Genomic DNA, 11,759 nt, shown 5'->3' with positions numbered 1-11,759 from the left:
GAGGCTACATGCATTCCCGATTCCTCGTGCGAGCAGGCACGCTCCGCTGGAGCACCTTGGGCTTGGCCCTCGCGCTCGCCGTCCTCGCTCCGGGCCTCGCGGCCCAGCAGGGGACCATCACCGGGACCGTTCGCGACGCGGGGAGTCAACGCCCGCTGGACGGCGTCCAGGTGTACGTGCCGGGCACCAGCCTCGGCGCCTTGTCCAACGCGTCCGGCCGGTTCCTGCTCACGGGGGTGCCGGCGGGCCAGACGGAAGTGCGGGCCGAGATGGTGGGCTACACGGCCGGCACCATGACCGTGACGGTGAGCGGGGATCAGGCCGTGGTGGCGGATTTCTCGCTCCGTCAGACCGCCATCACCCTGGACGAGATCGTCGTCTCGGGCGCCGGCCAGGCCACCGAGAAGAAGAAGCTCGGCAACGTGGTGGCCTCGGTGAACGTCGAGGAGCTGCGCGACGCGCCCATCTCCAACTTCTCGGAGATGATCCAGGGTCGTGAGGCCGGCGTGAACCTCTCCTCCACGGGCGGCATGGCGGGCGAGGCCTCCCAGATCCGCATCCGCGGCACGTCCTCGCTCACGCAGAACAACAACCCGATCGTCTACGTGGACGGCATCCGGGTGGACGCGTCGGTCAACGACGGCGCCGCCGGGGCCGCGTCCCGCCTGGACGACATCAACCCCGACGCCATCGAGCGCATCGAGATCCTCAAGGGCGCGGCCGCCGCCACGCTCTACGGGACCGAAGCCTCCAACGGGGTGATCCAGATCTTCACCAAGCAGGGCGTGGCCGGTCAGGCCCAGTGGGAAGGCTCCATCGAGGGTGGCTTCTCCCAGCAGAACATGGACCGGTATCCGATGCACGCAGGCTTCGCCTGCAGCCGCGCCGGCAAGTCCTACATCCAGGACGGGTGCACGCAGGCCCACGCGGACCGCATCGCCTCCTACTGGGGGCTGGGCTCGCTCGGGCCGTACGACGTCTTCGAGGTGCCCCTGCTCGACCCGCTCTTCGAGACCGGGAACCACCAGGCCTACAGCCTGTCGGTGCGGGGCGGCACGGACCGCATCCAGTACTTCCTGTCCGGCCGCTACGCGGACGAAGACGGGTCCTTCGGCGGGAACCAGTGGGGTCCGGCGTCCGACATCGACCAGCAGAAGCAGGCGGTCGGCAACGTGACCTTCTTCCCCGGCGAGGACGTGCGGCTGCGCTTCAACGCCATGTACACGGAGCGCTACCACGAAGTCCCGACCAACGGGAACAACACCACCGGTACGTTCTCGATGGCCATCATGTCCAAGCCCGAGCTGGCCAGCGATGCCAACGTGACGGGGACGTGCTGCTTCGCCACGATGCGCGAGATGTACAACATCGAGCAGAACGAGGAGACCCAGCGCTTCGCGGGTAGCTTCAACGCCCAGTACAATCCGCTGCAGGACCTGACCGTCGACGCCACGTTCGGCGTGGACTTCTCGTCTTCCTCGGAGATCGACTTCCGCCGCTTCGGGTGGGACGTGGACAAGGTCTCGCAGTACGCCCCGCAAGGCGACCGCGGCCTGCGCGACCACAACCGACGTGAGGTCACGCTGGACCTGAAGACGGCCTGGGACCACCAGGTGTCGTCGAACTTCTCGTCGTCCTTCATCGGCGGCGCGCAGCTGCTCCAGTCCAACTACCACCAGAACTACAGCTACGGCTTCTCCTTCCCGGCCCCCGGCCTGGAAGTGACGGGTGCCGCAGCCGAGCCCACTGCCGGCGAGCAGATCGTCGAGGCGGTCAACGCCGGCGTGTACCTGCAGGAGCAGATCGGGTACCAGGACTTCCTCTTCGCAACGGTGGGCGCGCGCTACGACAAGCACAGCGCGTTCGGTCAGAGCGCCGGTGGCGCGGTCTACCCGAAGGCCAGCATCTCCTTCGTGCCCAGCGACCTCGACGGCTGGAGCGGGATGGGCCCCATCTCGTCGGCCCGTCTGCGCGCCGCCATCGGACAGTCCGGCCTGCAGCCGGGGGCGTTCGACAAGTTCACGACGTTCTCGCCGTTGCCCGCCACGAGTGGCGCGGGAGTCCGGCCGTCCAACCTGGGCAATCCCGATCTCGAGCCCGAGGTCTCCACGGAGTGGGAGGTGGGCGCCGACCTGGGCCTGCTGGAGGACCGGCTGTCGCTGGACCTGACGTACTGGAACCGCACGGTCACGGACGTGCTGGTGCCCCGTCTCTTCGCCCCGTCCGGCGGGTTCACCACGGCCCAGCTCATCAATCTCGGTGAGATGACGGCCAATGGGCTGGAGGTGGGTCTGCGCGGCAGCGTGTTCAACACGCCGTCGGCGTCCTTCGACGCTTTCCTGACGGCGGCGTACCTGAAGGAGGAGGTCACCGACATGGGTGACGCTCCGCCGATCAAGGTGGGCTACTACCGCTACCGGACCTGGATCGCGGAGGGCTACGCGCCCGGCTCCTTCTTCACGCGGATGCTGGCGGACACGCCCTATCCCTTCGACCAGAACCGCGATGGGCAGGCGGATTCGCAGGCGGAGATGCTCGCATTCCTGTCGAACCCGACCACGCCGGACGCGCTCAACCTCTTCGCGGCTCCGGCCACGGAGAACGGCCCCGACGGCGAGTACTACCGCGGCAAGCCGGCGCCCGACTGGTCCGGCTCGTTCGGCGGCACGCTGTCCTTCCTGGGCAACTTCCGCCTGGCGACGCAGTTCGACTACGCCTTCGGCAATTTCTACCGCCAGAACATCAGCAGCTCGTTCCGGAACTCGCACTCCACGCTGGGCCGCAACACGGTGGAGACCGCGCGGATCGAATCCATCCTGGCCAACCCGGCCAGCACGCCGGAGCAGCGTCTGGAGGCCGCGCAGGAGTGGACGAAGTTCGTGTCGCTCTCGCCGTGGTCGGGGCTCAATGCCATCGAGGAAGCCGACTACATCCGCTGGCGCGAGCTGAGCCTCAGCTACACGGTGCCGGGTGGAGTCGTGGAGCGCATGGGCCTGGATCGCCTCACGCTGAGCGCGGCCGCCCGCAACCTGAACCTCTGGACCAAGTACAGCGGGATCGATCCGGACAACAACGTGACGACGGGCCGCTCCAACGACCCGACGCAGAACTTCGTCTACGGGATCGACGGCTGGCGTCCCGGCACGCCGCGGCGGTTCACCTTCTCCGCCCGCTTCGGCTTCTAGGGAGGCGCGACGATCATGCACAACACGACTCGACGCTCGACGACGCAGCGGCGGACCTCCGGAGCCCTGAAGACGGCGCTCGCGCTGGCGGTCGCCTCCACGGCGGCCTGCGACTCCCTGCTGGATGTCGAGAACCCGAACAACGTCGTCCAGGAGGACCTGGAGAACGCCACGTCGGTCAGCGCGCTGGTCAACGGCGCACTGGCCCTGGCCTCCACCTCCGTGGCGGACGCCGCGCTCTCCACCTCCGTGGTGAGCGACGAGCTGGAGTTCACGGGCTCCCAGAACTGGGCGGCCGAGCTGAACGACGGCACCATCACCAACCCGGCGGGTCGCAGCGACGCGCTCTTCAACGCGCTCGCGGAGGCCCGCTGGCTGACGGACGAGGCGATCAAGTTCGCCGAGGAGTTCGCCGCCGATCTGCCGGATGCGCAGGATCAGGCCCGGGCGTACCTGTACTCGGGCATCGTCTACATGACGATCGCGGACAACTTCGAGGACTTCGCGTTCTCGGACCGCACCGTGGATGGTCCGCCGGTCGGTGAGGCGAACATGCACACGGTCTACGACACCGCGGTGGAGCGGCTGAACCAGGCGGAGTCGCTGGGCACCGGAGATCTGAAGGTGGCCGCGACCGCCCTCAAGGCGCGGGCGCGCTGGGCGCAGGCGCTCTGGAACAAGCTGAACCCGCAGGGTTCGGTGCCGGCGAATCCCCTGGTGGACGACGCCACCGCCAACCAGCTGGCGGAAGCGGCGCTGGCGGCCATGCCGACCGCGGACTGGACCTGGGACTTCGCCTACAGCGCGAATTCGCAGACCAATCCGCAAGGCTCCTGGATCAACTCCCGCCAGGAGTTCGTGGTGGGCCCGGCCTACGCCCAGGCGGACGGTACCGGCAAGCGGGTGGACCACATCACGTTGGAGGATCCCATCGACGGCGGGGCCGACCTGGCCCTCCAGGCCAAGATCGACGGCTTCGTGACGGGCTTCCTGTACCCGAGCCTGACGGTGGTCGGTGCGCGCGAGATGCACCTGATCCTGGCCGAAGCGGCGCTGGCCCAGGGCAACACGGCCGAGGCAGTGAGCCGGATCAATCAGGTGCGCGCGCTCAAAGGCGCGTCGGCGTACGATCCGGCCACGCACGCGCCCAGTGTCGAGGAGATGCTGCGGCACGAGCGACGCGTGAACCTGTTCTTCCAGGCCACGCGTCGGATCTGGGACATGTACCGCTTCGGCGAGACGGACGCCTCCTGGGGTCCGGCGTCGGACGCGGCCACGCTCACCGGGCAGGTCTTCGTGATCGGCCAGAACGAGCGCGTGTCCAACTGCTACATCCTGGGTAGCTGCTCGTAAGGATCGTCGTATCGCTGTGAGGGGCCCCCGGCGCCGCCGGGGGTCCCGATCGGCCCTCTCCCCACAGGTCCCGTCATGCCCGCGCTTCCCTCCTCGCGCACCGCGCTTCTCCGCCCCGCTCGGGCCAGCCTGTTGGCCGTGCTGCTGGGCTCCACCGCCTGCTATACCTACCACCCCGTCGAGGCCCCGCGCCCGATCTCGGGAGAGCGGGTGCGGATGGAGCTGAGCGGAGCCGGGCGCGACCGCATCCGCGAGACCAACGGGGTGGACCTGCCGGAGCTTTCCGGCACGGTGCTGGATGCGGACCGGGACGCGGTGACGCTCGAGGTACGATTGGATGGCCGCCGGCTGGGCTACGGCAGCGCGATGTTCATCGATACCCTGCAGGTGGCCCGCGCCGACACGCGGGACATCGGGGTGCGCACCCTCTCCACGCCGCGCACCATCCTGGCGGTGGCGGGCGGTGTCGCGGCGGTCGCCGGGGCCTTCGCGCTGTTCAAGTCCGATGCGTCGGGCCTGCCGGGCGACGACCCGGGCGAGGTCATCGAGCCGATCACGCTGATCCGCACCCTGGGGGCGCTGCTCGGCCTCGGACGCTGAGCGTCGGGGGCGGGGTCCGCTCGCCCTCCGTGCTGCGGCTCCTTTCCGGCCCTCGGCGGTAGCCTAGCGGGTGCTTCCGCCACCCGCCCGAGGGCCTCCATGCACCAGGACGATCTGCGCTTCCTCCAGCCGCTCTTCCTCGGCCCCGCGGCCGAGAACGCCGACCTGCTGGAGAGCCTCCTGCTCGAGTTCCTGCGCGACCATACGTACTGGCGTCGCAACTTCCATCCGGACGACGGCCTGCGCATCTCCGCCGACGCACACTTCCGGCCCGACTTCCTGGAGACGCGGGCCCGGACCCGTGCGGCGTTGCACGAGCTGTCCGCCGCCCTCAAGCGCGCCGTGCCGTTCTTCCATCCGCGGTACGTGGGCCACATGAGCGCCGACCTGCTGCTGCCCGGCCTCGTGGCCAAGCTGGTCACCACGCTCTACAACCCCAACAACGTCTCGGAGGAGGCCGCGCCCGTCACGCTGGACATGGAGCTGGCCGCGGGTCGGGACCTGGCGCGCATGTTCGGCTACTCGGTGGACGAGTCGTGTGAGCCCTGCGCCTGGGGGCACCTGACGAGCGGCGGCACGGTGGCCAACTACGAGGCCCTGTGGAACTTCCGCTCGGTCAAGTTCTACGGGGTGGCGCTGCGCGAGGGCGCGCGGCGGGTGGGCTGGGACGCCGAGGGCGTGGGGCCGGCCCGCAAGCCGCTCTCCGCCTACAGCACGTGGGAGCTGCTCAACCTCTCCATCGACGACACCATCGCGCTGCGCCGGGCCGTCGCGAGCCGCCTCGAAGCGGAGGGCTCCCGGAAGGGATTCCACGCCTTCGCCCACGCCGTCCGCCACGAGCGGATCGAGCACCTCGGCACCGCCGGCTTCTTCCAGAAGCACGCGGAGGTGCCACCGCCGCGCGTGCTGGTCTCCAGCTCCGCCCACTACTCGTGGGCCAAGGGCATGAAGGCGCTCGGCTTCGGAACGGCCAACCTGGTGCGGATCCGGGTGGACGATCACATGCGCATGGATCCGGGCCACCTGGACGAAGAGCTCCGCGCGGCCTGCGAGGCCCAGGCCCCCGTGCTGGCGGTGGTGGGCATGCTCGGAACCACGGAGTTCGGCACGGTCGATCCCATCCACCGCATCGTGGAGGCACGCACACGCTGCCGCGCCGAGCGCGGCTTCGACTTCGGCATCCACGTGGACGGCGCCTGGGGTGGGTACCTCACGGCGGTCTTTCGCTGTCCCGACGGCTCGTTGGCCACGCGCGCCGAGGCCGGCGAGGGTCTGCGCTACTTCCCGGGCGAGACGCTCTATTCGGCCTTCGCGGCGCTCCCGGAGGTGGATTCGATCACGGTCGATCCGCACAAGCTCGGATACGTGCCGTATCCGGCCGGTGCGTTCGTGGCGCGCAACCGCGAGGTCGTGGATTTCATCGCGCAGGAGGCGGCCTACGTCTTCGACCTGGGCGACCAGGAGCATCCGGTCTCGCGCAGCGAGAGCCTGCGCAAGCTGGGCCAGTACATCCTGGAGGGATCCAAGCCCGGCGCGGCCGCGGCGGCTGTACACGTGACGCACCAGGTCCTGCCGCTGGACCGCGACGGCCTGGGGCGCGTGCTGCGCGAGACCATCCGCGCCTGCGAGGTCTTCTGGGACGCGGCCCGCGCCGCCGGCGAGCGGCTGTCCGATCGGGTGCGTCTGATCGTTCCGTTCGAGCCGGATTCCAATCTGATCTGCCTGGCGCTCAACCCGGTGGGCAACCGGGACCTGGCCGCCCTCAACCGCTTCGGTCGGCGCGTCTTCGCGCACATGAAGGTGGAACCCGACCGACCCGTGCAGACCATCGACTTCATCGGCTCCTACACGTCGCTCACGCGCGATACGCTCCCCGGCGCGGAGGCGCTCCGCATCCTGGAGGCCCTGGGCGTCGATCCCGACACCTTCGTGCAGGTGCCGGAGGATGCCGAGCGCGAGTCCGATCACCTCTTCATCCTGCGACACACGCTGATGAACCCGTGGCTGCTCGACGGACCGGGCGGGCGGAGCTACGTGGACCTCTATCTGGAGTGGCTCGAGCGCGTGATCGACGAGGTCCTGGAGGAGGAGATGTGGCGTTGACGGCCACCGGCATCGATCGCTTCATCGGGCGTACGCCGCTCGTCCAGCTCGAGCGGGTGGTCGAAGCCGGCATGGCCGAGGTGTGGGTCAAGGTGGAGGGCACCAACCCGGGCGGCTCCATCAAGGACCGGCCCGCCCTGTCCATGATCGAGGATGCGGAGGCGCGCGGACTGCTCCGGTCCGGAGCCACCGTGGTGGAGGCCACCTCGGGCAACATGGGCATCGGGCTCGCGCAGGTCTGCGCCGCCCGCGGCTACCGGCTGGTGCTCTGTCTTCCCTCCTCCATGAGCATGGAGCGCAAGCGCACGCTGCAGGCGTACGGAGCCGAGCTGGTGCTCACGGATCCGGAGCTGCGCATGATCGCGGCGCGCGCGGAGGCCGAGCGCATCCGCGACGAGCGCGGCGCCTGGCTGCCCGACCAGTTCGCCAACCCCGCGAACCCGCTGGCCCACTACCGCGGCACGGCCCCGGAGCTGTGGGAGGGGCTGGACGGGCGCCTCGACGCCTTCGTCTACGGGAGCGGCACGGGCGGGACGATCAGCGGTGTGGGCCGCTTCCTCAAGGAGCGCCGGCCGCAGATCCAGGTGATCGCCGTGGAGCCCGCGCGGTCCGCGGTGCTGTCCGGAGAGCCTCGGGGTGCGCACCGCTTCCAGGGCATGGGACCCGGCTTCGTGCCTCCCAACCTCGATCGTACGGTCCTCGACCGGGTCGTGAAGGCGTGGGAGGAGGACGCGTTCCCGCTGGCGCGACGCCTCGCGTCCGAGGAAGGACTGTTCGTGGGCATGAGCAGCGGTGCCATCGTGCACACCGCCCTGCAGGTGGCGCGCGAGCTGGGGCCCGGACACCGCGTGGCCTGCATCGCGCCCGACTCCGGCGCGCGCTACCTCACGACGTCGTTGTTCGGCGAGGACGGCGGCTAGGCCGACGCAGGGCGCCGCCGGCGCAGCGCGCGCGGATGCGTCGAGATCCGCGCCTAATCCAGCTCCTCCAGGTGGTGGAAGAGCCCTACCCGCCGCGACTTGAGGTGCTCGAGCACGAACTCGAAGCAGTCGGCGCGACGCCCCACGACCTCGGGCGCCGCCACGCCCGGCTCCGTCCACATGCCGCCGGCGACCAGCCGCACCATGGCCGCGCACGTGTACCCGGTGGTGCGCGCCATGGAGGACGTTTCCGTCTCCGGGTTGTAGTAGTCCAGCAGGTTGTACGTGTGGCGGACGTGCTTTCCGTTCTGCCGGCCCTCGACGGTGAAGCGGCCCACCGTCAGATCGGGCTCTCCCTCCTCGAACTGCCACGCATCGAACAGCAGCGTCTCGGTCACGTCCCGCGGCCGCACCATGCCGGAGGGCGCGAGGATCTCGCGGTCCTCGAAGAATCCGGCGTCGCGCAGCATGCGCATCTTCTCCGCATGGCCAGGATAGCGGATGGTCTTCTCCACCATGTCCGGCGTGCGGCACGTGTCCAGGAGGGAGCGCAGGCCGTCCGTGTTGAACGCCTCCAGCGTGCCGAGGCCGGGGAAGTCCACCAGCTCCACCTCGGACAGGGCGGGCAGCGTGAGCGCCTGCCCGTTCCGGCGCAGACGCGCGGGCCGCACGTACTCCTGGATCACGTCGCGGGGTGAGAACGGCGCCTTGTACTCCCACGGCCAGGCACGCTCCACCGGCAGCCCGCCGATGTACGCACGGAAGCTGTGGGTCTCCTCGAGCGCCTCCTCGAGCCGCCCCAGGATCAGGTTGGTCAGTCCGGGCGCGACGCCGCAGTCGACGAGGCAGGGCACGCCCTTGTCGCGCGCCAGGCCGTCCAGCCCGTAGGCGTCCTCTGCGAAGAACGAGATGTCCACGACGGGCTTGCCCTGCTCCAGCACGACCTCGACGGTCTGATAGCCCATGAAGCCCGGGACGGCACCCACGACCAGGTCCGCGCCGTCGACCGCTTCGGCCACCCCGTCCGGATTGGAGAGGTCGGCCAGGCTGGACGTGACCCCGAATCCCTCCAGGCGCTCCAGGGCGAGCGGATCCAGGTCCACCACGGAGAGCGAGAAGCTCCCTTCGGACGAGAGATCGCGGACGATGGCCCCACCCACGCGCCCGGCACCCAGCACGACGATCTTCACGGCAACGCTCCGGAGTTCCTCTGGTCGCTACGCCCCGTCGGGGCCCCCGGGAATCAGTCGGAAACGGCGTGCGGGATCAAGAGGGGACCCCTCCGACCGGGCCCCGCGACCGCGGGGACCGCTTGCCTCGGAGGGCGGCGCGGGGCCACTCTGCTCGCGATGCCGAGGCGGTCCCCGCCGTCGTTTCGCCCTCCCCTGGAGTCGATCTACGATGAAGAAGCTCGTCCTGGCGCTCGCGCTCGCCGCCGTCGCCTGCGGCGGTGGTCCGAGCGCCGATCCGGAGGTCCGTCGCTGGGAGGAGCGGGCCCAGGCCACCACCATCGTCCGCGACGACTGGGGGATCGCGCACGTGCGCGCCGACACGGACGCGAACGCCGTCTTCGGGATGATCTACGCCCAGGCCGAGGACGACTTCAACCGCATCGAGGTCAACTACCTGAATGCGATGGGCCGTCTGGCCGAGGCCGAGGGCGAGTCCGAGCTCTGGCGCGACCTGCGCATGAAGCTGTTCATCGATCCCGCCGAGCTGCAGCGCCTCTACGGGGAGAGCCCGGTGTGGCTGCAACAGCTCATGGACGCCTGGGCGGACGGGCTCAACTACTACCTGCACACCCATCCGGACGTGCAGCCGCGCGTGCTGACGCGCTTCGAGCCGTGGATGGCGCTCTCCTTCACCGAGGGCAGCATCGGCGGGGACATCGAGCGCGTCTCGCTGGGGGACCTGGAGCGCTTCTACGGCGAGGGTGCGGGGGTGCCCGCCACCGCCGGGACCGCCAGCGGTGACGGTCCCGATGACGGCTTCCCCGCCGAGCCCACCGGCTCCAACGGGTTCGCGATCGCGCCCTCCAACTCCGCCAGCGGCAACGCCCTGCTCTGGATCAACCCGCACACGTCCTTCTACTTCCGCGCTGAGCTGCAGATGACCAGCGCGGAAGGCGTCAACGCCTACGGCGCGGTGACCTGGGGCCAGTTCTTCGTCTATCAGGGCTTCAACGAGACGGCCGGATGGATGCACACGTCCAGCGGGGCGGACGCGATCGACGAGTTCGCCGAGACGATCGTCGAGCGCGACGGGGAGCGCTTCTACGTGGTGGGTGACGAGGAACGGCCCCTGCGCACGACGGAGCTGACCGTGCCGTACCGGGACGGGACCGGTCTGACCGAGCGCACGTTCACGGTCTACCACACCCACCGGGGTCCCGTCATCCGCGAGGAGGACGGGAAGTGGATCAGCATCGGCCTGATGAACGACCCCGTGCAGGCGTTGACCCAGTCGTGGAGCCGCACCAAGGCCCGCAACTTCGACGAGTTCAAGGAGACGATGCAACTCCACACCAACTCGTCGAACAACACCGTCTTCGCGGACGCGGAAGGCAACATCGCGTACTTCCACGCCAACTTCGTCCCGCGTAGGGATCCCCGCTTCGACTGGAACGCGCCGGTGGACGGGAGCGATCCCGCCACGGAGTGGCAGGGCCTGCACTCGGTGGACGAGTCGCCCCTGGTGTTGAACCCCCCGAACGGCTGGATCCAGAACACGAACAACTGGCCGTTCTCGGCGGCGGGGCCCAACAGCCCGCGCCAGGAGGACTTCCCGGCCTACATGGAGACCTTTCCGGAGAACCCGCGCGGGATCAACGCCGTACGCGTGCTGCAGGGCAAGACCGACTTCACCCTGGAGTCGCTGCGCGACGCCGCGTTCGATCCGTTCCTGCCCGCGTTCGTGGATCTGATCCCACCGCTGGTCCGGGCCTGGGAGCGCCTTCCGACCTCGGACCCGCTCAAGGACCGTCTCGAAGGCCCCATCGACGCCCTGCGCGACTGGGACCTGACCTGGAGCGTGGAATCCGTGCCTACGTCGCTGGCGGTGTTCTGGGGCGAGGAGCTCTGGAGCCGGATCGGCCGCGACGCGCGTGCAGCCGGGATGTCGCAGTACGACTACATGGCGCGCCGCGCGTCGGACCGTGAGCGCCTGGAGGCCCTGGCCACGGTCGTGGAGCAGCTGGAGACCGACTTCGGCGCGTGGGCCACACCCTGGGGCGACATCAACCGCTTCCAGCGCCTGACGGGAGACATCGTGCAGCCGTTCGACGACAGCCAGCCCAGCATCCCGGTGGGCTTCACGTCGTCCCGCTGGGGCTCGCTCGCCGCGTACGGCGTCGCCAACTACGGCGACACGAAGAAGATCTACGGAACGCGCGGCAACAGCTTCGTGGCCGGCGTCGAGTTCGGCGATTCGGTGCGGGCGATCGCCATCACCGCCGGGGGGCAGAGCGGCGATCCCGCCTCTCCCCATTTCGACGACCAGGCGGAGCGCTACACCACCGGCGACCTGCGCACCGTCTACTTCTACCCGAACCAGCTGGACGGCCACACCGAGCGCGAGTACCGGCCCGGCAGCTGAGGCG

The 11,759-nt window shown here is 69.6% G+C and carries 7 protein-coding genes; 6 read left to right on the top strand and 1 reads right to left on the bottom strand.

Features of this window, described 5'->3' with window-relative positions:
- Positions 1-8: 8 nt before the first annotated feature.
- The 5 genes from R3E98_09240 to cysK all read left to right on the top strand — a co-directional run bounded on the left by R3E98_09240 (position 9) and on the right by cysK (position 8,161).
- The gene (locus R3E98_09240; protein ID MEZ4423582.1) at positions 9-3,185 is read left to right on the top strand and encodes a SusC/RagA family TonB-linked outer membrane protein; all 3,177 of its coding nucleotides are present in this window, start codon (positions 9-11) and stop codon (positions 3,183-3,185) included.
- 15 nt (positions 3,186-3,200) lie between these two features.
- Positions 3,201-4,538 (top strand): RagB/SusD family nutrient uptake outer membrane protein, encoded by a 1,338-nt coding sequence (locus R3E98_09235; protein ID MEZ4423581.1) that lies wholly within the window; start codon positions 3,201-3,203, stop codon positions 4,536-4,538.
- A gap of 75 nt (positions 4,539-4,613) precedes the next feature.
- Complete coding sequence (locus R3E98_09230; GenBank protein ID MEZ4423580.1) at positions 4,614-5,138, top strand: hypothetical protein; 525 nt, start codon at positions 4,614-4,616, stop codon at positions 5,136-5,138.
- Positions 5,139-5,237: 99 nt separating this feature from the next.
- Entirely contained in the window at positions 5,238-7,241 is a 2,004-nt protein-coding gene (locus tag R3E98_09225) for a pyridoxal-dependent decarboxylase (protein ID MEZ4423579.1), read from the top strand.
- Complete coding sequence (cysK, locus tag R3E98_09220) at positions 7,238-8,161, top strand: cysteine synthase A (GenBank protein MEZ4423578.1); 924 nt, start codon at positions 7,238-7,240, stop codon at positions 8,159-8,161. The genes R3E98_09225 and cysK overlap by 4 nt, the downstream gene beginning before the upstream one ends.
- A gap of 53 nt (positions 8,162-8,214) precedes the next feature.
- Here cysK and R3E98_09215 read toward each other — a convergent pair whose 3' ends face one another.
- Complete coding sequence (locus R3E98_09215; protein MEZ4423577.1) at positions 8,215-9,351, bottom strand: saccharopine dehydrogenase C-terminal domain-containing protein; 1,137 nt, start codon at positions 9,349-9,351, stop codon at positions 8,215-8,217.
- A 211-nt stretch (positions 9,352-9,562) separates the two neighbouring features.
- On the opposite strand from R3E98_09215, the gene R3E98_09210 reads away from it, so the two are divergent.
- Complete coding sequence (locus R3E98_09210; protein ID MEZ4423576.1) at positions 9,563-11,755, top strand: penicillin acylase family protein; 2,193 nt, start codon at positions 9,563-9,565, stop codon at positions 11,753-11,755.
- Positions 11,756-11,759 lie beyond the last annotated feature (4 nt).

It is taken from the genome of Gemmatimonadota bacterium (assembly GCA_041390125.1).
Taxonomy (GTDB): domain Bacteria; phylum Gemmatimonadota; class Gemmatimonadetes; order Longimicrobiales; family Gaopeijiaceae; genus JAGQIF01.
Note: the sequence above shows the minus strand (reverse complement) of the source record. Positions and strands in the feature narration are given on the sequence as shown.

Excerpts from the sequence above, each read along its gene's own strand:
- R3E98_09240 (MEZ4423582.1), top strand. The coding sequence starts at position 9 with ATGCATTCCCGATTCCTCGTGCGAGCAGGCACGCTCCGCTGGAGCACC.
- R3E98_09235 (MEZ4423581.1), top strand. The coding sequence starts at position 3,201 with ATGCACAACACGACTCGACGCTCGACGACGCAGCGGCGGACCTCCGGA.
- R3E98_09230 (MEZ4423580.1), top strand. The coding sequence starts at position 4,614 with ATGCCCGCGCTTCCCTCCTCGCGCACCGCGCTTCTCCGCCCCGCTCGG.
- R3E98_09225 (MEZ4423579.1), top strand. The coding sequence starts at position 5,238 with ATGCACCAGGACGATCTGCGCTTCCTCCAGCCGCTCTTCCTCGGCCCC.
- R3E98_09210 (MEZ4423576.1), top strand. The coding sequence starts at position 9,563 with ATGAAGAAGCTCGTCCTGGCGCTCGCGCTCGCCGCCGTCGCCTGCGGC.